This window comes from Burkholderia stagnalis (assembly GCF_902830275.1).
Classification (GTDB): domain Bacteria; phylum Pseudomonadota; class Gammaproteobacteria; order Burkholderiales; family Burkholderiaceae; genus Burkholderia; species Burkholderia stagnalis.
Map to the genome: position 1 here is coordinate 33870 of NZ_CADESW010000012.1, position 22067 is coordinate 55936.

16 protein-coding genes, 1 pseudogene and 1 riboswitch are annotated in these 22067 nt (G+C 70.3%); of the genes and pseudogenes, 12 read left to right on the forward strand and 5 right to left on the reverse strand.

Annotation, left to right across the window (positions count from 1 at the left end):
• Positions 1-7: 7 nt before the first annotated feature.
• Together fdhF and HWY45_RS20735 are read left to right on the forward strand one after the other, a co-directional pair.
• On the forward strand, positions 8-2959 hold the full coding sequence (fdhF, locus tag HWY45_RS20730) for a formate dehydrogenase subunit alpha (RefSeq protein ID WP_059884882.1): 2952 nt from the start codon (positions 8-10) through the stop codon (positions 2957-2959).
• Positions 2960-2966: 7 nt separating this feature from the next.
• The gene (locus tag HWY45_RS20735) at positions 2967-3218 is read left to right on the forward strand and encodes a formate dehydrogenase subunit delta (protein WP_059884884.1); all 252 of its coding nucleotides are present in this window, start codon (positions 2967-2969) and stop codon (positions 3216-3218) included.
• A 34-nt stretch (positions 3219-3252) separates the two neighbouring features.
• Here the strand turns inward: HWY45_RS20735 and HWY45_RS20740 are convergent, their stop codons facing one another.
• Complete coding sequence (locus HWY45_RS20740) at positions 3253-4902, reverse strand: FAD-dependent monooxygenase (protein WP_059884886.1); 1650 nt, start codon at positions 4900-4902, stop codon at positions 3253-3255.
• A 129-nt stretch (positions 4903-5031) separates the two neighbouring features.
• On the opposite strand from HWY45_RS20740, the gene HWY45_RS20745 reads away from it, so the two are divergent.
• Positions 5032-6870, forward strand: a complete 1839-nt coding sequence (locus tag HWY45_RS20745; protein WP_059884887.1) for a tetratricopeptide repeat protein — start codon at positions 5032-5034, stop codon at positions 6868-6870.
• 34 nt (positions 6871-6904) lie between these two features.
• Here the strand turns inward: HWY45_RS20745 and HWY45_RS36905 are convergent.
• Positions 6905-7105, reverse strand: a pseudogene (locus tag HWY45_RS36905) (MFS transporter); the annotation flags it as partial.
• 140 nt (positions 7106-7245) lie between these two features.
• On the opposite strand from HWY45_RS36905, the gene HWY45_RS20750 reads away from it, so the two are divergent.
• Positions 7246-8142 carry a hypothetical protein gene (locus tag HWY45_RS20750; RefSeq protein WP_063895669.1) on the forward strand — a complete coding sequence of 299 codons (897 nt, stop codon included), beginning with the start codon at positions 7246-7248 and terminating at the stop codon, positions 8140-8142.
• 87 nt (positions 8143-8229) lie between these two features.
• On the opposite strand, the gene HWY45_RS20755 is transcribed toward HWY45_RS20750, so the two are convergent.
• Together HWY45_RS20755 and HWY45_RS20760 are read right to left on the reverse strand one after the other, a co-directional pair.
• The gene (locus HWY45_RS20755; RefSeq protein WP_059884892.1) at positions 8230-8910 is read right to left on the reverse strand and encodes a DUF2968 domain-containing protein; all 681 of its coding nucleotides are present in this window, start codon (positions 8908-8910) and stop codon (positions 8230-8232) included.
• Between the two features lie 108 nt (positions 8911-9018).
• Positions 9019-10227: a gamma-glutamyl-gamma-aminobutyrate hydrolase family protein gene (locus HWY45_RS20760; RefSeq protein ID WP_059563397.1), complete on the reverse strand. Its 1209-nt coding sequence runs from the start codon at positions 10225-10227 to the stop codon at positions 9019-9021.
• Positions 10228-10476: 249 nt separating this feature from the next.
• On the opposite strand from HWY45_RS20760, the gene HWY45_RS20765 reads away from it, so the two are divergent.
• The 7 genes from HWY45_RS20765 to HWY45_RS20795 all read left to right on the forward strand — a co-directional run bounded on the left by HWY45_RS20765 (position 10477) and on the right by HWY45_RS20795 (position 18313).
• Positions 10477-11148, forward strand: coding sequence for a GntR family transcriptional regulator (locus tag HWY45_RS20765; protein ID WP_059884894.1), 672 nt, complete (start codon positions 10477-10479; stop codon positions 11146-11148).
• Between the two features lie 7 nt (positions 11149-11155).
• Entirely contained in the window at positions 11156-12532 is a 1377-nt protein-coding gene (locus tag HWY45_RS20770) for an amidase (RefSeq protein ID WP_059884895.1), read from the forward strand.
• 117 nt (positions 12533-12649) lie between these two features.
• On the forward strand, positions 12650-13162 hold the full coding sequence (locus tag HWY45_RS20775; RefSeq protein ID WP_059563394.1) for a disulfide bond formation protein B: 513 nt from the start codon (positions 12650-12652) through the stop codon (positions 13160-13162).
• 644 nt (positions 13163-13806) lie between these two features.
• Entirely contained in the window at positions 13807-14811 is a 1005-nt protein-coding gene (xdhC, locus tag HWY45_RS20780; protein WP_059884898.1) for a xanthine dehydrogenase accessory protein XdhC, read from the forward strand.
• A 19-nt stretch (positions 14812-14830) separates the two neighbouring features.
• The gene (locus HWY45_RS20785; RefSeq protein ID WP_059884900.1) at positions 14831-15856 is read left to right on the forward strand and encodes an adenosine deaminase; all 1026 of its coding nucleotides are present in this window, start codon (positions 14831-14833) and stop codon (positions 15854-15856) included.
• A 155-nt stretch (positions 15857-16011) separates the two neighbouring features.
• Positions 16012-17325, forward strand: coding sequence for a guanine deaminase (gene guaD / locus HWY45_RS20790; protein WP_059884902.1), 1314 nt, complete (start codon positions 16012-16014; stop codon positions 17323-17325).
• A gap of 198 nt (positions 17326-17523) precedes the next feature.
• Positions 17524-17662, forward strand: a riboswitch (yybP-ykoY riboswitch).
• Between the two features lie 78 nt (positions 17663-17740).
• A complete protein-coding gene (locus HWY45_RS20795) occupies positions 17741-18313 on the forward strand; it encodes a TMEM165/GDT1 family protein (protein ID WP_059802250.1) in 573 nt (190 codons plus the stop codon).
• 76 nt (positions 18314-18389) lie between these two features.
• On the opposite strand, the gene HWY45_RS20800 is transcribed toward HWY45_RS20795, so the two are convergent.
• Positions 18390-19085 (reverse strand): DUF4136 domain-containing protein, encoded by a 696-nt coding sequence (locus HWY45_RS20800; RefSeq protein ID WP_059563438.1) that lies wholly within the window; start codon positions 19083-19085, stop codon positions 18390-18392.
• A 185-nt stretch (positions 19086-19270) separates the two neighbouring features.
• Between HWY45_RS20800 and pepN the strand changes: the two genes are divergently transcribed.
• A complete protein-coding gene (pepN, locus tag HWY45_RS20805) occupies positions 19271-21961 on the forward strand; it encodes an aminopeptidase N (RefSeq protein ID WP_059884904.1) in 2691 nt (896 codons plus the stop codon).
• Positions 21962-22067 lie beyond the last annotated feature (106 nt).

Consider the following 22067-nt stretch of genomic DNA (forward strand, 5'->3'; position numbering starts at 1 on the left):
GCCCCACATGTCCCTCGACACGAACAACGTCCGCCAAGGCGGCTGCGGCTCGGGCCAATGCGCGTGCAAGAGCGCCGCGCAGGCACGCGCGCGCGATCCGTTCGACGACACCGACTACGGCACGCCGCAGCGCCATGCCGACATCGACGTCACGCTCGAGATCGACGGCCAGCCGGTGACGGTGCCGGCCGGCACGTCGGTCATGCGCGCGGCGATCGAAGCCGGCGTCAACGTGCCGAAGCTCTGCGCGACCGATTCGCTCGAACCGTTCGGCTCGTGCCGCCTGTGCCTCGTCGAGATCGAAGGCCGGCGCGGCTACCCGGCGTCGTGCACGACGCCCGCCGAAGCGGGCATGAAGGTGCGTACGCAATCCGACCGGCTGCAGGCGCTGCGCCGCAACGTGATGGAGCTGTACATCTCCGACCACCCGCTCGACTGCCTGACCTGCCCCGCCAACGGCGACTGCGAACTGCAGGACATGGCGGGCGTGGTCGGGCTGCGCGAGGTGCGCTACGGCTTCGACGGCGCGAACCACCTGCGCGACCAAAAGGACGAGTCGAATCCGTATTTCACGTACGACCCGTCGAAGTGCATCGTCTGCAACCGCTGCGTGCGCGCATGCGAGGAAACACAAGGCACGTTCGCGCTGACGATCGCGGCGCGCGGCTTCGAATCGCGCGTGGCCGCCGGCGAGAGCGAGTCGTTCATGGATTCCGAATGCGTGTCGTGCGGCGCATGCGTGGCCGCATGCCCGACCGCGACCCTGCAGGAGAAATCGGTCGTGCAGCTCGGCCAGGCCGAGCACTCGGTCGTGACGACCTGTGCGTACTGCGGCGTCGGCTGCGCATTCAAGGCTGAGATGAAGGGCAATCAGGTCGTGCGCATGACGCCGTACAAGAACGGGCTCGCGAACGAAGGCCACGCGTGCGTGAAGGGCCGCTTCGCGTGGGGCTACGCGACGCACAAGGACCGCATCACGAAGCCGATGATCCGCGACCGGATCACCGATCCGTGGCGCGAGGTGAGCTGGGAAGAAGCGATCACCTACGCGGCGACGCAGTTCCGCAAGCTGCAGGCGAAATACGGCCGCGATTCGATCGGCGGCATCACGTCGTCGCGCTGCACGAACGAGGAAACCTATCTCGTGCAGAAGCTCGTGCGCGCGGCGTTCGGCAACAACAACGTCGACACCTGCGCGCGCGTGTGCCATTCGCCGACCGGCTATGGCCTGAAGACCACGCTCGGCGAATCGGCCGGCACGCAGACCTTCGCGTCGGTCGGCAAGGCCGACGTGATCGTCGTGATCGGCGCGAACCCGACCGACGGCCATCCGGTGTTCGGCTCGCGGCTGAAGCGCCGCGTGCGCGAAGGCGCGAAGCTCGTCGTGGTCGACCCGCGCCGCATCGACGTCGTCGACGGCCCGCACGTGAAGGCGTCGCATCACCTGCAGCTGCGCCCCGGCACCAACGTCGCGATGGTCAATGCGCTCGCGCACGTAATCGTCACCGAAGGGCTCGTGAACGAAGCGTTCGTCGCCGAACGCTGCGAGACGCGCGCGTTCGAGCAATGGCGCGAGTTCGTCGCGCGCGCCGAGAATTCGCCGGAAGCCACCGCCGACGTGACCGGCGTGCCGGCCGGGCAGGTGCGCGCGGCCGCGCGCCTGTACGCAACGGGCGGCAATGCGGCGATCTACTACGGCCTCGGCGTGACCGAGCATGCGCAAGGCTCGACGATGGTGATGGGCATCGCGAACCTCGCGATGGCGACCGGCAACATCGGCCGCGAAGGCGTCGGCGTGAATCCGCTGCGCGGCCAGAACAACGTGCAGGGTTCGTGCGACATGGGCTCGTTCCCGCACGAGCTGCCCGGCTACCGGCATATTGGCGACGCGAGCGTGCGTGCGCTGTTCGAGGACGCGTGGCACGCGAAGCTGCAGCCCGAGCCCGGCCTGCGCATCCCGAACATGTTCGACGCGGCGCTCGACGGCAGCTTCAAGGGGCTGTACTGCCAGGGCGAGGACATCGTGCAGTCGGACCCGAACACGCAGCATGTCGCGGCCGCGCTGTCGTCGATGGAATGCATCGTCGTGCAGGACATCTTCCTGAACGAGACGGCGAAGTACGCGCACGTATTCCTGCCCGGCTCGTCGTTCCTCGAGAAGGACGGCACGTTCACGAACGCGGAGCGCCGCATCTCGCGCGTGCGCAAGGTGATGCCGCCGCTCGCCGGCCATGCCGACTGGGAAGTGACGCTGATGCTCGCGCGCGCGCTCGGCTACGAGATGGACTATGCGCATCCGTCGGACATCATGGACGAGATCGCGCGGCTCACGCCGACCTTCACCGGCGTGTCGTACGCGAAGCTCGATGCGCTCGGCAGTATCCAGTGGCCGTGCAACGACGCCGCGCCGGAAGGCACGCCGACGATGCACATCGATGCCTTCGTGCGCGGCAAGGGCAGGTTCGTGATCACGCAGTTCATCCCGACGCCGGAGAAGGTCACGCAGCGCTATCCGCTGATCCTGACGACGGGCCGCATCCTGTCGCAGTACAACGTCGGCGCGCAGACGCGCCGCACCGAGAACGTCCGGTGGCACGAGGAGGACCGCCTCGAGATCCATCCGCACGACGCGCAGGACCGCGGGATCCGCAGCGACGACTGGGTCGGCATCGAATCGCGCGCCGGGCAGACCGTGCTGCGCGCGCTCGTGACCGAGCGCATGCAGCCGGGCGTCGTGTACACGACGTTCCACTTCCCCGAGTCGGGCGCGAACGTGATCACCACCGACAGCTCGGACTGGGCGACGAACTGCCCCGAGTACAAGGTGACGGCGGTGCAGGTGATGCCGGTCGCGCAGCCGTCCGACTGGCAGCGCGCGTACGCGCGCTTCAACGCCGAGCAGCTCGACCTGCTCGAGCGCCGCGCGGCACCGGCCGCGACCGTGACGACGGGCAAGTGAGGACGCCATGGACACCGTGCACCTGATCGACATGGCCAACCAGATCGGCGCGTTCTTCGCGTCGATGCCCGATCGCGACGAAGCGCTGGCCGGCATCGCCGACCATATCCGGCGCTTCTGGGAACCGCGGATGCGCCGCGCGCTGCTCGCGGCGCTCGACGAACCGGCCGGCGACGCGGCACAGCGTGCCGACCCGATCGTGCGCGACGCGATCGCGCGCTACCGCGACACGCTGACGCCCGCCGCCGCGCCTGCCTGACCGCCCCGCGCTGCCGTTGCCGCAGACGTTGCTGCTATGCCGGCAACGACACCCCGGCAAACCAGCCTTCGCAGTGGCGCAGCAGCGCGTTCGCGTCGGACGCGAGCCGGCCGCGCGCGGCGATATAGCCGTCGGGTCGCAGCAGATAGAACGACGGACGCGAGCGGCCGTAGACGTCCGCCAGCCCCGCCGCGCCGTCGCCTTCTGCATCGGTAACGCGCCACACCCGCACCGCGCCCGGCATGATCCGCTCGAGCGATTCCACGAGCACATGCGCCGCGTGGTCGGCGGGCGGCGCATCGCCCGCCCCGCCCGGCTGCGCGGGCTCCTCGAGCAGCAGCAGCGTGAAACCGGCCGGCTCGTGCAGGTCGAACAGCCGCGCGACGCCGGGCGCCTGCCCGAGCGGCCCGTCGAGCACATGCACGAGCGCATCGGGCGCCCGCTCGCCCGCGCGCGGGCCGCCGTCGAGCACGCGCTCGAGCGTGAGCGGGCTCTTGCGGTACTGCACCCGGAGCTCGCTGACCGTGCGCCGCACCACGTCGCGCATCGGCCCGAACGACGACAGCAGCGGCACGACGTGGTCGCGCAGCAGCTTCATCGGCCCCCGGTCCGCCTCGACGATCTGCGTCAGGACACTCGTCTGCCGCAGCACGTCGCGCTCGATCGGGTGACGCTCCGCGTGATACGTGTCGAGCAGCCGTTCCGGCGCGCCCGCCCCCAGCACTCTCGCCAGCTTCCATCCGAGGTTGAACGCCTCCTGGATGCCCGTGTTCATGCCTTGCGCGCCCGCCGGGCTGTGGACGTGCGCGGCGTCGCCCGCGAAGAACACGCGGCCGAGCCGCAAGCGCTCGACCATCCGGCTGTGCAGGTGGAAATAGGACGACCACGTGAGGTCGCTCAGCACGATCGACGTCCCCACGCGCGCGCGCACGATCTCCTGGCACTGCGCGAGCGTCGGCCCGCGTTCGTCAGGCAGCGGACCGTTTTCCCGCGGCCGGTCCGCGACCAGCCGGTAGCGGCCGCCGCCCATCGGGAACAGGCCCGCGAGGCCGTCGGCCGTCGTGAACAAATGAATCTCGTCGTCCGGCCAGTCGGGAATCGCGGCGAGATCGGCGAGCAGGAACGTCTGCTCGAACGGCCGGCCGGCAAAGCTCACGCCGAGCAGGTGGCGCACCGTGCTGTGCGCGCCGTCGGCGGCGATCAGGTATGACGGCGCGAAGCGCTCCTCCGCGCCGCGCGCGTCGCGGATCGTCACGTCGAGCGACGTGCCGCCCGCATCGCACGCGCTGAGCGTGCGGCCGCGCTCGACGGTGACGCCCAGCCCTTCGAGATGCTCGGCAAGCAGGCGCTCCGTGACGCTCTGGTCGAGCAGCAGCAGATACGGATAGCGCGTCTGCAGCGGATCGAAGTCGAGCCGCGCGATCACGCGGCCGTCCGCATGCAGCGCTGCCGCGTGTGCGCGATGCCCGTTCGCGAGGAACGGCTCGACCACGCGATGCTGCTCCAGCAGTTCGAGCGTGCGCGCCTGGATGCCGATCGCGCGCGAATACGGCACGGGCGCGCCGGCCATGTCGATGATGCGCACCGGCACCCGCGCGCGGGCAAGGCTCATCGCGGCGGCCAGGCCAGTCGGCCCCGCGCCGACGATCAGCACGGGTGGGATATCGAGCAGTTCGTCGACCATGAGAACCTCGATGACACGCGACCCTGCAAGTCTACGCCGCTCCGCCTGACGGGACCATATGCCGGACGGCCGAGCGGGGCCGCCCGGACGGGTGTGGGAAAATACGCGTTTTCCGCCAGTTTTCGCGTCATGGAATCCGCATTCGACCGAGCGTATGCCGCGCACCGCGCGGGCCAACTCGCCGACGCCGAGCACGGCTACCGCGCCGCGCTCGACGCCAATCCCGCCGACGCCGACGCGCTGCATCTGTTCGGCGTGCTCCGGCATCAGCAGGGCCAGCATGCCGAAGCGGCCGACCTCGTCGGCCGCGCGGTCGCGCTGCGCCCGGGCGATGCCGCGCTGCAGCTCAACCTCGGCAATGCGCTGAAGGCGCTCGGCCGCCTGGACGAAGCGATCGACCGCTTCCGCAATGCGCTGACGCTCGCGCCCGAATTTCCGCTCGCACACTACAACCTCGGCAATGCGTATGCGGCGCTGCAGCGTCACGAGGATGCGATCGACGCGTTCGGCCGCGCGCTCCGGCTGACACCGGACGACGCGTCGATCCACAACAACCTCGGCAACGCGCTGAACGCGCTCGGCCGCCACGACGACGCGCTGGCCGCATTCCACCGCGCGCTCGAACTGAAGCCGGGCCATGCGGGCGCGCACAACAATCTCGCGATGGCGCTCGCCGCAATGGGCCGCGCCGACGACGCGATCGCGCATTTCAACGCGGCGATCGCCGCGCAGCCGCGCTTCGTCGCCGCGCATTTCAACCTCGGCAACACGCTCGACGCGATCGGCCGCCACGCCGAAGCGGCCGCCGCGTTCGAAGCCGCGCTCGCGCTGCATGCGCCGTTTCCGCTCGCGCTGTTCGGCCTCGCGAACGCGCTGTCCGCGCAGGGCCGTCACCGCGACGCGCTGCCCTACTACGAGCGTGCGGTCGGGCTCGATCCGTCATTCGGCCTCGCGTGGCTGAACCTCGGCAATGCGCATCACGCGCTCCGCGCGCACGAAATGGCGCTGCGCGCATTCGACCAGGCGCTGCGCGTCGCACCGGATCTCACGCTTGCGCAACTGCATCGCGCGGTCACGCTGCTGACGCTCGGCGATTTCACCCGCGGCCTGCCCGCGTACGAGGCGCGTCACGCCACGCCCGGCGCGACACCACTCGGCGCGCTGCCGCGCTGGCAGGGCGAGCCGATCGCATCGCGCACGCTGCTGATCCGCGCGGAACAGGGCTTCGGCGATACGCTGCAGTTCGTCCGCTTCGTGCCGCTTGCCCGCGCGCGCTGCGCGCGCGTCGTGCTCGAGGTGCAGCCGGAACTCGTCGCGCTGCTCGAGCCGGCCGCCGCGCGCTGGCGCGTGACGCTCGTCGCGCAGGGCGCGGCGAAGGCACCCGCCGCGGACGTCGCATGCACGCTGCTGAGCCTGCCATTCGCGCTCGGGCTGCAGCCGGACGACATCTTGTCCGGTACGCGCTACCTCGATGCGCCCGAGAACGCCCGCCGGCGCTTCCGGGGCTCGCTCGGCGGACAGCAGAGACGCAAGTTCGCGATCGTCTGGTCCGGCCGGCGCCTCGCGCAGGACAACCGCGCGATACCGCTCTCCGCGCTCGAGCCCCTGTTCGCGCTGCCCGACGTCGACTGGATCGTGCTGCAACCGGAGATCGACGACGACGAGCGCGCGAGCCTCGACGCGCATCCGCGCGTGCACCCGTTCGGCGGCCGGCTGACCGACTTCGCCGACACGGCGGCGCTGATCGAGCGGCTCGACGGCGTCGTGTCGATCGACACGGGGGTCGCGCACCTTGCGGGCGCGCTCGGCAAGCCGCTGTGGCTGATGCTGCCGTTCGCGGCCGACTGGCGCTGGTTCTCGGGCCCCGACTGTCCGTGGTATCCGCAGGCCCGGCTCGTGCGCCAGCCCGCGCCGGGGCAATGGCGCGAGGTCGTCGAGGAAGTCGCCGCCGCGCTGCGCGCCGCCTGAGCGCCGACGCGGCACCGGCGCGCCGGCCGCAGGCCGACTTGTACTGACCGCACGCCGCCGGCGTGCGATACGGCATGAACGTCGCGATCAGCCCGCACAGCGCCGCGCCGGAGCGCCACCGCCCCGGCGTTGCCTCGTTGCCCGTTTGATGGATCAGGCGCGTCGAGATCGCGGGCATGAAGCCGCCGATCGTCATCGTTCGGCTGTACGCGAGCGAAAATCCGGCGGTGCGCATCACGTCCCGTCGTCAAAAAGCAGACCCCAAAAATCGAATTCGTCTGATCGACGGCCAACCTGCCAGCGCCCACAATTTCGGATTAAGAATTTGCTCCGGCGCCGGCCGCATCCTGGCTTTCCATGCCGCGCCTCGCTGCCATGAATCCATCGTCGCTCGTTCCCGTCGAAGGCGAAATCGCCCGCCCCCGATTCACGCCGCTCGACGGTATCCCGTTCGGTCGCGAATGGACATTTCGCGGTGCGTCGGACGCACATGCCGACAATGCCCCCGTCGCCCGGATCGTCACCTCGTGCATCGACGTCACGTTCCCGCATCGCGCGTGCAACTGGCTGCCGTTACGGCTGCAACGCCCGCCCGCACCCGGGCCCGCATTGCCCCCTCCCCACCCGGCCTCCGCCGGCGGATCGAGACGCGCGATGCTTGCTGCGTGCTGGAGCGTCGGCGCCCTTGGCATCATCGGCTGGCTCGTCGCGGCACACGCGCCCCAATCGAGCACCGACGCGTCGTTGCACTTCGCGCGATCGGGCGCGGTTATCGTCCAGCAGCCAGCGCAACCGATGGCGCACGTTGCCGCGCCGGTCTCGCAGACGGCCACTGGATCACGTACGCCGACCGCCATCGCGGCCCGGCCATCGCCCTCGATCGTGGTCGCCCCGCATCCTCCCGCGCCCACGCGCCCGGTTCCGACACGCCACGCGCAACGGCCCGCCACCGCGCCGCAGCCGCGCGCGACGGGTGCTCGTGCGATGCCGCCGCAATACGTGACCGCGAGGTCCGTGCCCGCCGCGGCGCGCGTGGCTGCCCACGTCCGACCAATGCCGCAATTGCAGCGTGCCGTGCCGCGTCTCTCTGCAGTCCCGGCACCCGCGCCCGAGGCACTCGACGATCCGCGTACGCTGATCGCGATGGCGCGCGCATTGCGCACCGAACAGCCCGCTGCCACGCCGTCGGCATCGCCCGAGGCCGGCTTCGACTGGACATCCCGGCTGTCTCATCGACGCCTGACCGACTCGCCGGACGCGTTCACGCGCTGACGCGCTGACGCGCGCCCAGCAAAAAGCCCGGCGAAGATCCGCTTCGCCGGGCTTTGTCGTGTGTCGGTCAGAGCGTCGTGCGCGCCGTCACTTGTGCGTCGGCAACCCCGATTCGGTCTGTCGTTCGAGTTGTTGCACCTGCTGCTGCAACTCGCGCAGTTGCGCCTGCGCGGCGCGCTTCTCGATCTGCAGCGCGTGTGCCTGCTCCTGCGCCGACTTCTGCCGCTGCGCAACCTCCGCCTGCTGGCTGCGCGCGACGCTCAGGTCGGCCTGCAGCTGCTGCGCGCGGCTCGACGACAGCGCGATCACGCGCTCAAGAAAGGCCTTCTGCGCCTGCAATTCGGTCCGGCGGATTTCGATGTCCGACAACTGCACCGTCTGCTGGACGAAGTTCGCATACACCATATCCGCGCGGCCCTTGTCCTGCGACTTGAGCACACGCCACAGATGCTTGTCCTGGAACAGCGCGGCGTAGTACGTCATTTCCCGCGGATCGAACATCAGGCTCGCGCCGTAGCTGCCGTTGTAGGTCGTGCGCATTTCGACGACCTTGCCGTCACGCAGCATCTGCGTCAGTTCGGCGACGTTGCCCTGTGCGGCGCCGCTCGCGCCGGGCGCGGCATCGCCGCTCAGGCTCGTCACGGCCGGACGCGTGCCCGCGACGGGTGCCGTATCGTCGGCGGACCACGCCGCCGCGGCGTGCGCGCACGCGGCAATCGCAACGACCCACGTTGCGCATCGGACAGGGGAAAGATCTCGGAAGGCCAACGTCAGACTCCGGCGGATGAATCGGAAAGTCGCGATTATCGTTCAAAACGCCAGGGCCGCATCTCGAATTCAATCGGGATGCGGCCGCCGCCACAAAGTTCGACAGTCTTACAGGCGGGTCTCGCGCGCGGCACGCAGGAACGCGTCGAGCAGCGGCGTGCAGTCGAGCAGTTCGGCGCCGCCCGCGCGATGGAATTCGGGGTGCCACTGCACGCCGACGACGAACGGTGCGCGTCGGTAGCGGATGCCCTCGATGATCCCGTCGCCGGCCGACACGGCCTCGATGTTCAGGTCGCGGCCCAGGTCGCGGATCGCCTGATGATGGATCGAATTGACGATCGCCTCGCTGCGCCCCGGAAACATGCTCGCGAGCGTCGAGCTGTCGGGGAAGCGGATCGCGTGGCGATGTTGGTCGTAATGCTCGCTCACGTGCGCGTTGGCGGTCGGCACGTCGGTCGCGATGTCCTGGTACAGCGACCCGCCGAACGCGACGTTGATCAACTGGCAGCCGCGGCACACGCCGAGCACCGGCTTGCCGGATTCGACGAATTCGTGCAGCAGCTCGAGCTCGTACATGTCGCGCACGCGATCGCCCGGCCATTCGGGATGGGCGTCCGATGCGGCGTAGGTCTGCGGCGACACATCGGCGCCCCCCTGCAGCAGCAGGCCGTCGAGATGTTTCGCATAGTCGCGCAGGCGGATGTTGCTCGGGTGCAGCATGCCCTGGTGACCGACCGTCGGAATCATGAACACCAGCACGTCGCGCGACATCACCCAGTGCGCGATCGATTCCTCGAGGTACTGCAGTGTCTTGCCGCGCAGCCCCTTCGCGCCGGGTTCCGGGTGGAAGATACGCGCGGATACGCCGATGCGCAGCGTGCGCTGCGTGATGCGCTGGCCGGCACGATCGAACAGGCGGCGCGCACGCGCCGCGATGATCCGGCCGAACACCGACCACGGCGTGTCGCTCTGTTTCAGGTAGGCCGGCGGCGCGATCGGCGCGCCCGCGGGCGGCGGCCGAGGCGTGTCGAAATCGGGCGGTGCGCCGAATCCCGGCGGCGGCGAGCCCGGCTTGCGCTCGTGCGTCGCTGCGCCGGGCGCTGCGGCCGTGCCCGGCGCGCCCGGTTCGGACCCCTCGGTAACGGGGGAAGCGCCCGCGTCCGCGACATCCTGCGTCGCGGACGCCTGCGCGGCCGCGCCGGCAGACGCGTCGCTCGCGGCGCCGGACGGCGGATGCGCCGGTGTCGGGTGGACGGAACGGTAAGAAGCGGAAGACGTGCCGGCCGAACCGGCAGTGGAAGGCGTGTTTTCGCTCATGACGATGGTCTGGTGCGTCGCTCACGCGGGAGGATAGATGAGGATTCATTATGCTTCAGTGCACGATCGCGCGGCAAACCGGCAACATCTTGTCGATATTGTTGCAGGCGCCCGGCCAATCCCCAGACGGATCGCGGCTGCCGCACGGCACTGGACACCAGTGATATATCACAATAGTATCCATGCACCGCCACGCGCCCGGATCCCGCGCATGCCTACGCCTCTTCCGGCCGCCACGCCGCCGCTCTCATGAATGCGCTGACCGACGCGCCGCGCGCCCGGCCCGACGCCTCCCTCGCCGAACGCGCGTACGCGCTGATCCAGCGCGACATCATCACGATGCGCCTGAAGCCCGGCGCCGCGCTCAACGAAGCCGACCTCGTCGCACGCACGGGCATCGGCCGCACGCCGGTCCACCAGGCCGTGCATCGGCTCGTGCTCGAAGGGCTGCTGTCGGTGATGCCGCGCAAGGGGCTGCTGGTGCAGCCGCTGTCGCTCGACGACATCGTCGCAGTCATCGACGTGCGGCGCATCAACGAAGCGCATTGCGCCGAGCTGGCCGCGCGCCACGCGACGCCCGACGATTTCGCGCACCTGTCCACGCTGCTCGACGACGGCCAGGCCTGCGCCGACGCGCACGACGTCGAAGGCATGATGGACCTCGACCGCGCGTTTCATCTGACGATCGGCGCGGCCGCGCGCAACCCGGTGCTGGCCGAGATCCTGCGCGGGCTGCACGAGCGCTCGCTGCGCTTCTGGTTCGTCACGCTGTCCGAACCGCATCACCTCGCCGACGTGCAGCGCGAGCACCGCGAACTGCTCGAGCGGTTGCGCGCACGCGACGCCGCCGGCGCGCGCGCGGCCGTCGAGCGCCATATCGATTCGTTCCGCGCCACGCTTCTTCAACGCCTTCGCCCCTGACCCGATCATGACCACCTTCACGCCTTTCCCCCCGCTCGCCCAGCTCGCCGCCGACCTCGCCGCGGGCCGCACGACGAGCCGCGCGCTCGTCGACACCGCGCTCGAACGGATCGCCGATCCGGCCGGCCAGGGCGCCGTCGTCTTCACCGAGGTCGATGCCGACAACGCGCGCGCGGCCGCCGACGCGCACGACCGCCTGCGCGCCGCGGGCACCGTGCTGTCGCCGCTCGCGGGCATTCCGGTGTCGGTGAAGGACCTGTTCGACGTCGCCGGCCAGGTGACGCGCGCCGGCTCGCGGGTGCTCGACGGCGCGCCGCCGGCCACCGCCGACGCGGTCGCCGTCGCGCGGCTGCGGCGCGCGGGCGCGGTGCTGGTCGGCCGCACCAACATGAGCGAGTTCGCGTTCTCCGGGCTCGGACTGAATCCGCATTTCGGCACGCCCCGCTCGCCGTTCCGGCGCGACGTGCCCGGCGACGCGCGGATCGCCGGCGGTTCGTCATCCGGCGCGGCCGCGTCCGTCGCCGACGGCATGGCCGCCGTCGCGCTCGGCACCGACACGGGCGGATCGATCCGCATCCCGGCCGCGCTGTGCGGGCTGACCGGCTTCAAGCCGACCGCGAGCCGGATTCCGAAGCAAGGCGGCGTGCCGCTGTCGGCGACGCTCGACTCGTTCGGCCCGATCGGCCTGACGGTCGCCTGCTGCGCGCTCGTCGACCGGGTGCTCGCGGGCCTCGAGCCGCACGTGCCCGCGGCGCGCCCGCTCGAGGGCGTGCGGCTCGGCGTGCTGACCAACTACGTGACGGACGGCGTCGACGCCGATGTCGCCGCCGCGCTCGACACCGCGCTCACGCACCTGGAGGCGGCCGGCGCGGTCGTCACCGAAGTGCGCTTCGCCGCGCTCGACCGGCTGCCCGACGTCAACCGCTTCGGCTTCTCGCCGATCGAGGCGTACGCATGGCACCGGCCGCTGCTCGCGCAGCATCGCGACCGGTACGACCCGCGCGTGCTGTCGCGAATTCTGAAAGGCGAGCCCGCGAGCGCGGCCGATTACCTCGACCTCGTCGCCGCGCGCGACGCGATGCTCGACGAAGCGGCGCACACGGTCTGGTCGCGCTTCGACGCGCTCGTCGCGCCAACGGTGCCGGTCGTGCCGCCGCGCATCGCGGAGCTGGAAGCCGACGACGACGCGTTCGCACGCACCAACGCGCTGATCCTGCGCAACCCGAGCGCGTTCAACTTCCTCGACGCGTGCGCGCTGTCACTGCCGTGCCATCCGCGCGACGCGGCGCCGGTCGGCCTGATGCTCGCGGCCGCGCCGCATCGCGACGACGCGCTGCTCGCGATCGGCCAGGCGGTGGAAGCGGTGCTGAACACGATCCGCTGACGCAGGCGGCCGGATGCGGCGGCGCGCCGCACGCGCGCTGTCAGTTTCGTGCCAGCGGGTTCGCGCTAAAATCGCGCGATTGTTTTCCGGACCGACCGACGAGGAACCCCGCCGACCATGAACGATTTCACGCTTGCGCTGCGCCGCGAACGCCGTCTGCTGATGCTGCTTGGATGGGTCTGCATTGCCCTGCTGGCAGGCGCGCTCTATCTGCAGTACGTGAAGAACGAGGATCCGTGCCCGCTGTGCATCATCCAGCGCTACTTCTTCGCGGCGATCGGCATCTTCGCGTTCCTCGCCGCCGGGATGCGGAACTGGCGCGGCATCTGGCTGCTCGAGCTGCTGATCGCGATCGCCGCGGCCGGCGGCGCCGGCACCGCCGCGCGGCACCTGACGATCCAGATGAACCCCGGCTTCAGCTGCGGTTTCGACACGCTGCAGCCGATCGTCGACAGCCTGCCGCCCGCGCAGTGGTTCCCCGGCATGTTCAAGGTCGCGGGGCTGTGCGAAACGGTCTATCCGCCGATCCTCGGCATCCTGCTGCCCGGCTGGGCGCTGATCGGCTTTGCCGTGATCCTGATCGCGGTCGTCGCGAGCCTCTGGCGCCATCGCCGCAAGCTCGCGGCCTGAGCCGGCCGTATGTCGGCCGGCCGCTTTCGCGCATGTCGCGGCGGCCGGCCTGCCGAGCCTAGCCGGGCCGCACCTGACGCCGCACCTGGCCTGCTGCACCTCGCCCGCCGCGCGTAAACCCCTACCCCGTGACGCCCCGCCATTCCGGGCGGCTCGCGTCCCGCTCCGCTGCATCGTCGCGCTCCACCGAGCCCCGCCGGGCCTGCGTTTCGAGCCGCTGCCCCGCCATCGGGCCCTCAGCGTCCCGCGACGCGCCTATGATCGACATGATCGCCGTCTGATAGCACGCATCAGCGCCGGACCATCTTCCGGCTTTTTTGCAGTGCTATCGTGCTGGCTGGATGGCGATCTACGTGCGCGAGGCCGGGCGGTCTCGACCCCTGCGTAACGCGCGCCTGATCCGCAATGTCGACTGGATTCATCATGACAACGCACACCATCCGCTTCTGTCACCCTCATGGCGTCCGCGCATTCGGCGGCGCTGCCCACGCGCCCCGCCCCGGGCCCGCCACCGCGAGCGCGAGCGCGAGCGCGCGGCGCGTGCCCGCCCGGCCCGGCCCGCTGCCGTCCACCGTCGCCGCCGTCGCCACTGCGCCCGCCAGCCCGCGCCGCACCGCGCGCACCGGCCAACCGGGAGCGTGCTGATGGAACCCTGGCTTGGCGATCTCCAGCAACTGCTCGCGCACGGCGAGGCGGCCGTGCTCGTGACCGTCGCGCACACCGACGGCTCCGCGCCGCGCGAAGCCGGCACCAAGATGCTCGTGACGCGCGACACCGCGCGCTACACGATCGGCGGCGGCCATCTGGAATGGAAGGCGATCGAGATCGCACGGCATCTGCTGAAAGACGGCGCGCACGTGCCCCACGCGCGCAAGCTCGAGCGGCTCTCGCTCGGCCCGAGCCTCGGCCAGTGCTGCGGCGGCGCGGTGGTGCTCGCGTTCGAGCGGCTCGACGTGGGCGACCTCGGGTGGATCATGTCGCTCGCGAAGCGCGTCGCGGCAGGCGCCGCGACCGTGCGTAGCGTATCATTCGGCCCCTCGCCGGGCGCCCCGCTGCTGAGCGAGCCCGAGCCGTCGGCCGCGCGCGCCGATTGCCTGCTGTGGGAAACCGGCGGCGTGTCGCTGATGACCGAAACGATCGCGCCGTACGCGTTCCCCGTCGTGCTGTTCGGCGCCGGACACGTCGGCGCCGCGCTCGTGAAGGTGCTCGCGACGCTGCCGTGCAGCGTGCGCTGGGTCGACCGGCGCGACGCCGCGTTTCCGCCGCCCGACGTGCTCGCCGGCATCGGCAACCTGACGATCGACGCGCGCGACACGCCCGAGGAAGCAGTCGACGCCGCCCCGCCGCAGAGCTACTTCGTCGTGATGACGCACGACCACGCGCATGATTTCGCGCTGGCCGAGCGCATCCTGCGGCGCGGCGACTACGCGTACTTCGGGATGATCGGCTCGCACACGAAGCGCGTGCAGTTCGACCACCGGCTCGCGGCGATCGGCATCGATCCGGCGCAAATCGTGCGGATGCACTGCCCGATCGGCGTCGAAGGCATCGTCGACAAGGCGCCCGAAGTGATCGCGATCTCGGTGGCCGCGCAGCTGCTGCAGGCCGTCGAAGCGAATGCGGCCGCGCAGGCTTCCCCTACTTTCTGACCGACCAAGAAAAAACGCCATGACCCCGACATTCAAGGACAAGATTGCCCGTGCGCCGAAAGCCGAGCTGCACATCCACATCGAAGGCTCGCTCGAGCCGGAGCTGATCTTCGCGCTCGCGCAGCGCAACGACGTGAAGCTCGCGTACGACTCGATCGACGCGCTGCGCGCCGCGTATGCGTTCACCGACCTGCAGTCGTTCCTCGACATCTATTACGCGGGCGCAAGCGTGCTGCTCACCGAGCAGGATTTCTACGACATGACCGCCGCGTACTGCGAGCGGGCGCTCGCGGACAACGTCGTCCACACCGAGCTGTTCTTCGATCCGCAGACGCACACCGAGCGCGGCGTGCCGATCGCGACGGTCGTCGCGGGCATCGAGCGCGCACTCGCCGATGCCGAACGGCGCGGCCTGTCGAGCCGGCTGATCCTGTGCTTCCTGCGCCACCTGTCCGAAGAAGACGCGCTGGCGACGTTCGACGCCGCGCTGCCGCTGTTCGAGCAGTACAAGCATCGCCTGATCGGCGTCGGGCTCGATTCGTCCGAACGCGGCAACCCGCCGTCGAAATTCGCGCGCGTGTTCGAGAAGGCGCGCGCGCTCGGCCTGAAGCTCGTCGCGCATGCGGGCGAGGAAGGCCCGCCCGCCTATGTGTACGAAGCGCTCGACGTGCTGAAGGTCGACCGGATCGACCACGGCGTGCGCAGCATCGAGGATGCGGCGCTGGTCGAGCGACTCGCGCAATCGCGCATGGCGCTCACCGTCTGCCCGCTGTCGAACCTGAAGCTGTGCGTATTCGACGACATGGCGAAGCACACGCTGAAGGCGCTGCTCGACCAGGGCGTCGCGGTGACGATCAATTCCGACGATCCGGCCTACTTCGGCGGCTACGTCAACGACAACTATTTCGCGACCGTGGAAGGGCTGCGCCTGACCGACGCGGAAGTCCACGCGGTGATCCGCAACGGCTTCGAGGCCTCGTTCGTCGACGCGGCGCAGCGCGACGCGCTGACCGCGCGCCTCGACGCGTACTGGCACGCCGCCTGACGATGCACCCGACGAATGCGGACTGCCGCGGTCACGGCGACCGACCTTGAGGAGCGCTTTTCCGATTGATATCCGAGGCGGCGGGGGCCGTCGAACCCACCCCGCGCCGCCGCTCGCACCACGCTGACCGTTTTTTCCACGCAGGACCATTCGTCATGACGCAATCCGCTTTCCGCGCCCAGTTGCTGACCTTCAGCGGCGACCCGGCGCAATCCGACCAGGCCGCGCACTACGAGGCCGACGGCCTCCTGATCGTCGACGACGGCAAGGTCGTCGCGGCCGGCCCGCACGCGCAGCTCACCGCGACGCTCGCGCCCGACGCGCACGTGCACGACCTGCGCGACAAGCTGATCGTGCCCGGCTTCATCGACACGCACATCCACTATCCGCAGACGGACATGATTGCGTCGCCGGCGCCCGGCCTGCTGCCGTGGCTCGACAAGTACACGTTCCCGACCGAGCGGCAGTTCGCCGACCCCGACCACGCGCGCGAGGTCGCGGAATTCTTCGTCGACGAACTGCTCGCGTGCGGCACGACGAGCGCGCTCGTCTACTGCACGGTGCACAAGCAGTCGGCCGATGCGCTGTTCGCGGCGAGCGATGCGCGCGACCTGCGGATGATCGCGGGCAAGGTGCTGATGGACCGCAACTGCCCCGAGTTCCTGCGCGACACCGCGCAGTCGGGTTACGACGACAGCCTGGAGCTGATCGGCCGCTGGCACGGCCGCGGCCGTCAGATGTACGCGCTCACGCCGCGCTTCGCGCCGACCTCGACCGAGGCGCAGCTCGAGGCCTGCAGCGAACTCGCGCGCCGCCATCCGGACGTGTTCGTGCAGAGCCACGTCGCGGAGAACGTCGACGAGGTGAAGTGGGCGGCCGAGCTGTTCCCCGGCCACCGCAGCTACCTCGACATCTACGATCACTACGGGCTGCTGCGCCGCCGCGCGGTGTACGGCCACTGCATCCACCTCGACGACGAGGACCGCCGCCGGATGGCCGAGACGGGCACCGTGGTCGCGCACTGCCCGACGTCGAACTTCTTCCTCGGCAGCGGGCTGTTCGATTTCGACAAGGCGGGCGAATACGGCGTGCCGGTCGCGCTCGCGACCGACGTCGGCGGCGGCACGTCGTTCTCGATGCTGCAGACGATGAACGAGGCGCACAAGGTGGCCCGGCTGTCGGGCCACCACCTGAGCGCCACGCGGATGTTCTGGCTCGCGACCACGGGCGCCGCGCAGGCGCTCGATCTCGCGGATACGGTCGGCACGCTCGCGCCGCGCACCGAGGCCGATTTCGTCGTGCTCGATCCGCAGGCGACGCCGCTGCTCGCGCGCCGCACGAAGCGCGCGGAATCGCTCGAGGAACTGCTGTTCGCGTTCGCGCTGCTCGGCGACGACCGGGCCGTGTACCGGACCTATGCGGCCGGCCGCTGCGTGCACGAACGCGGCACCGCGCGCCGCGCGGCCTGACGGTACGCCTGCCTGCGCGCGTCACGCGTCGCGTGCCGCACGGGTCGGGTGTTTTGGACGGGCGCATGGCGTCCGTTTGTTTTGCCCATGCCGCGGTCATGCCGCATTTCCGGGCTGCCCGGCCGCGCCCTTTGCGGCCTCCGCTCGCCGCGAAGCGGCCCCCGGCCGCTTTCCGCGCCCCATGCGCCGTGCTAGAATCCGCTCCTCATTGGGGAGTAGCCGCTCCGCTCGATGCCTCGCGCCACCGGCGCGCATCGTGACGGAGGCGTCCGTCAACAGACTTGGCCGTTCGGCCATGGCGGGCGCAGCCACCGAAGGCCTGGCGAGACCGATGGTTCACAGTGCGCCGCATCAGGGCCCGGCGCGCGGTGGATCGTCGCTCGCACGCACAACAACAGGCCCGTGGAACCCCGTCGTGACCCAAGCCTTCCTGATCTCCACCGGCGCCGTCGCTCTCGCAGAAATCGGCGACAAGACCCAGCTGCTTTCCCTCGTGCTCGCCGCGCGTTACCGCAAGCCCGTGCCGATCATCCTCGGCGTGCTGGTGGCGACGCTCGTCAACCACGCGTGCGCCGGCGCGCTCGGCGAATGGCTCGGCGCGCTCGTCACGCCGTCGATCATGCGCTGGGCGCTCGCGTTCTCGTTCATCGGGATGGGGCTGTGGATCCTGGTGCCGGACAAGCTCGACGCCGACGAAGCCAACGCGAACCGCACGCGGCTCGGCGTGTTCGGCGCGACCTTCGTCGCGTTCTTCCTCGCCGAGATGGGGGACAAGACCCAGCTCGCGACCGTCGCGCTCGCCGCGCGCTTCCAGGACTACATCGGCGTGGTCGCCGGGACGACGTTCGGGATGATGCTCGCGAACGTGCCGGCGATCCTGCTCGGCGACCGTTTCGCGCACCGCCTGCCGACCACGGTCGTGCACGGGATCGCGGCGGTGCTGTTCATCGTGCTCGGCGCGCTCGCGCTGTTCGGCGCCGGAATGTGACCGGCGCCGCGGTGGCGGCAGGCGGCGGCAGGCGGAGCCCGGCGAACCGGCGTGCCGGCATCCGCCGCCGCGCGCGTTACTTGGCCGCCGCCGCGCCGGACGCGGGCGCGGCCGGCACCACGCGTTCGTTGGACGCCGGCGCGGCCGGCCCGCCCCGTTTGTCGACCGGCAGGCGCACTGTCCTGACCGCGCCGTTGCCGAGCGGGAAATCGGCGAGCGCGCTGCGTGCGAGGAACGGCATCGCATACAGCAGCGCACCGTTGTCGCCGGTCGTGCGCGCGGTGACGTTATAGACCTCCTTGCCCGTCGCGCGCTCGGTGATCCGGATCCCGAGCATGTAGTCGAACACCTGGTAAGTCTGGTTCACGTAGCCGGTCGGCATCGGGCCCCAGGGCCCCCACGGGCCCCACGGCCCGCGGCGCCAGTACGGCCCCGGGAACCACGGGTCGTAATAGACCGGCTGCGGCACCGTCACCAGATCGCTGCCGACGCCGTACGTCAGCCCGACCAGGTAGCGGGCGCTCGCCTGCGGCGCCTGCCGGAACGCGTACGCGGACAGCTCGTTCGCGACGATCGGCTCGTAGGTCGACTGCTCGATGCTGTTCTTCTGCGCGTCGCTGCGCGCGAACGCATACGTGCGTGTCGCATCGCTGCCGCTCCAGTCGGAGAAGGCCGTGACCTGGGTCGTCACGTAGCTGGTGCAGCCCGCCAGCAGCGCCACGCACAGCGCCGCCGCCCATCCCGCACCGCGTTGAATCCATTCGCGTTTCATGATCATCCTCGTCAATCCGTCACCCGCTGGCCGCATCGCGCGACGCGGACGGGATGCCGATAATACGCGGACTGTCCGGCGCGGTAAAAAGTTCGCACGGCACGCAAACTCAAGCCTTTGTACAATGGGCCGGTTCACCGGGCCGCGCCGCGCGCCCGCCCCCGATTCCCCCGACCTCGACGACCATGTCCGACAACGCCAATTCCGCCGTGATCCGCCGCGCCGACTACACGCCGCCGGCCTTCCTCATCGATTCCGTTGCCCTCGAGTTCGACCTGGCACCGGCCCGCACGATCGTCAGGAATACGATGCGCGTGCGCCGCAACCCCGACGCCGCCCCGGCCCCGCATCTGGAGCTGATGGGCGAGGCCCTGGAATTCGTCGGCGCGCGGCTGGACGGCGCGCCCTGCACGGCCCGCGCGCACGAGCACGGGCTGACGGTCGAGAACGTGCCCGACGCGTTCGAGCTGACGATCGACAGCGCCTGCGCGCCCGACCAGAACACGACGCTGTCCGGCCTGTACGTATCGAGCGGCAATTTCTTCACGCAGTGCGAGGCCGAAGGCTTCCGCCGCATCACCTACTTCCTCGACCGGCCCGACGTGATGGCGTCGTATACGGTGACGCTGCGCGCCGACAAGGCCGCATACCCGGTGCTGCTGTCGAACGGCAACCTCGTCGACTCGGGCGACCTGCCCGACGGCCGCCACTTCGCGAAATGGGAAGACCCGTTCCGCAAGCCGAGCTACCTGTTCGCGCTCGTCGCGGGCACGCTGGTCGCGATCGAGGAGACGATCACGACCGGTTCCGGCAAGGACAAGCTGCTGCAGGTATGGGTCGAGGCGCACGACCTCGACAAAACCCGCCACGCGATGGACTCGCTGATCCACTCGATCCGCTGGGACGAAAAGCGCTTCGGCCTCGAGCTCGATCTCGACCGCTTCATGATCGTCGCGGTCGGGGACTTCAACATGGGTGCGATGGAGAACAAGGGGCTCAACATTTTCAACACGAAGTACGTGCTGGCGAACCCCGAAACGGCGACCGACACCGATTTCGCGAACATCGAATCGGTGGTCGGCCACGAGTACTTCCACAACTGGACGGGCAACCGCGTGACCTGCCGCGACTGGTTCCAGCTGAGCCTGAAGGAAGGCCTGACGGTGTTCCGCGACCAGGAGTTCTCGGCCGACATGGCCGCCGGCGACGACGTCGAATCGGCGGCCCGCGCGGTCAAGCGCATCGAGGACGTGCGCGTGCTGCGCCAGCTGCAGTTCGCCGAGGACGCGGGCCCGATGGCGCACCCGGTGCGCCCTGAAAGCTACGTCGAGATCAACAACTTCTACACGATGACCGTCTACGAGAAAGGCTCGGAAGTCGTGCGGATGTACCAGACGCTGTTCGGCCGCGACGGCTTCCGCAAGGGGATGGACCTGTACTTCCAGCGTCACGACGGCCATGCGGTGACCTGCGACGATTTCCGTCACGCGATGGCCGACGCGAACGGCCGCGACCTCGCGCAGTTCGAGCGCTGGTACAGCCAGGCCGGCACGCCGCGCGTGACGGTGAAGACCGCATACGACGCGGCCGCGCGACGCTACACGGTCACGCTCGCGCAGGGCTACGGCGACGCGTCGCCCGCCGCGCGCGAAACGCAGCAGGGGCCGCTGCTGATTCCGTTCGCGCTCGGCCTGATCGGCCGCGACGGCCGCGACCTGCCGCTGCGCCTCGACGGCGACGCGGCCGCATCGGGCACGACGCGCGTGCTCGAGTTCACCGACACCGAGCAGGCCTTCACGTTCGTCGACGTGCCGGAACAGCCGCTGCCGTCGCTGCTGCGCAACTTCTCGGCGCCGGTGATCGTCGAGTACGACTACAGCGACGACGACCTCGCGTTCCTGCTCGCGCACGATAGCGATCCGTTCAACCGCTGGGAAGCGGGCCAGCGCCTCGCGACGCGCGCGCTGCTGACGCTCGCGTCGCGCGCAGCCGCAAACGAGCCGCTCGCGCTCGGCGAGAACTTCGTCGCCGCGTTCCGCCGCGTGCTGACCGACGACACGCTGTCGCCGGCGTTCCGCGAACTCGCGCTGACGCTGCCGTCGGAGACCTACCTCGCCGACCAGATGGCCGAGTCCGATCCGGCCGCCGTCCACCGCGCGCGCCAGTTCGTGCGCCGCCAGCTCGCGACCGCGCTGCGCGCCGAGTGGCTCGCCGCGTACGAGCAGCACCAGACGCCGGGCACGTACGAGCCGACGCCGGACGCGTCGGGCCGCCGCGCATTGAAGAACCTCGCGCTCGCGTACCTCGCCGAGCTTGAGGATCCGGCCGACGCGGTGCGTCTCGCGAACGCGCAATACGACGCGGCGAACAACATGACCGATCGCGCGGCCGCGCTCGGCGCGCTGTTGTCGGCCGCCGCGGCGGGCGCGAACGCGCCGGCCGAGCGTGCGCTGGCCGATTTCTACGGGCGCTTCGAGAAGGAAGCGCTCGTGATCGACAAATGGTTCGCGATGCAGGCCGCGCAGCGCGGCACGCCCGCGCAGCCGACGCTCGCCAAGGTGCGCAAGCTGCTCGCGCATCCGGCGTTCAACCTGAAGAACCCGAACCGGGCGCGCTCGCTGATCTTCAGCTTCTGCGCGGCGAACCCCGCGCAGTTCCACGCGGCGGACGGCTCCGGTTACGCGTTCTGGGCCGAACAGGTGCTCGCGCTCGACGCGATCAACCCGCAGGTTGCCGCGCGCCTCGCCCGCTCGCTCGAGCTGTGGCGCCGCTTCACGCCGGCGCTGCGCGACCGGATGAAAACGGCGCTCGAACAGGTTGCCGCCGGCGCGAAGTCGCGCGACGTACGCGAGATCGTCGAGAAGGCGCTCGCCTGACGGCGTCGCCCGCGGCTCGTTCGCCGCGCATGACAAAGCCGGCGCCGCGCGATGCGGCGCCGGCTTTTTTGCGCCCCCGGCCGGCCGGCGCGGCGGGATCGGGCCG

Excerpts from the sequence above, each read along its gene's own strand:
- fdhF (WP_059884882.1), top strand. The coding sequence starts at position 8 with ATGTCCCTCGACACGAACAACGTCCGCCAAGGCGGCTGCGGCTCGGGC.
- HWY45_RS20735 (WP_059884884.1), top strand. The coding sequence starts at position 2,967 with ATGGACACCGTGCACCTGATCGACATGGCCAACCAGATCGGCGCGTTC.
- HWY45_RS20740 (WP_059884886.1), bottom strand. The coding sequence starts at position 4,902 with ATGGTCGACGAACTGCTCGATATCCCACCCGTGCTGATCGTCGGCGCG.
- HWY45_RS20745 (WP_059884887.1), top strand. The coding sequence starts at position 5,032 with ATGGAATCCGCATTCGACCGAGCGTATGCCGCGCACCGCGCGGGCCAA.
- HWY45_RS20750 (WP_063895669.1), top strand. The coding sequence starts at position 7,246 with ATGAATCCATCGTCGCTCGTTCCCGTCGAAGGCGAAATCGCCCGCCCC.
- HWY45_RS20760 (WP_059563397.1), bottom strand. The coding sequence starts at position 10,227 with ATGAGCGAAAACACGCCTTCCACTGCCGGTTCGGCCGGCACGTCTTCC.
- HWY45_RS20765 (WP_059884894.1), top strand. The coding sequence starts at position 10,477 with ATGAATGCGCTGACCGACGCGCCGCGCGCCCGGCCCGACGCCTCCCTC.
- HWY45_RS20770 (WP_059884895.1), top strand. The coding sequence starts at position 11,156 with ATGACCACCTTCACGCCTTTCCCCCCGCTCGCCCAGCTCGCCGCCGAC.
- HWY45_RS20775 (WP_059563394.1), top strand. The coding sequence starts at position 12,650 with ATGAACGATTTCACGCTTGCGCTGCGCCGCGAACGCCGTCTGCTGATG.
- xdhC (WP_059884898.1), top strand. The coding sequence starts at position 13,807 with ATGGAACCCTGGCTTGGCGATCTCCAGCAACTGCTCGCGCACGGCGAG.
- HWY45_RS20785 (WP_059884900.1), top strand. The coding sequence starts at position 14,831 with ATGACCCCGACATTCAAGGACAAGATTGCCCGTGCGCCGAAAGCCGAG.
- guaD (WP_059884902.1), top strand. The coding sequence starts at position 16,012 with ATGACGCAATCCGCTTTCCGCGCCCAGTTGCTGACCTTCAGCGGCGAC.
- HWY45_RS20800 (WP_059563438.1), bottom strand. The coding sequence starts at position 19,085 with ATGAAACGCGAATGGATTCAACGCGGTGCGGGATGGGCGGCGGCGCTG.
- pepN (WP_059884904.1), top strand. The coding sequence starts at position 19,271 with ATGTCCGACAACGCCAATTCCGCCGTGATCCGCCGCGCCGACTACACG.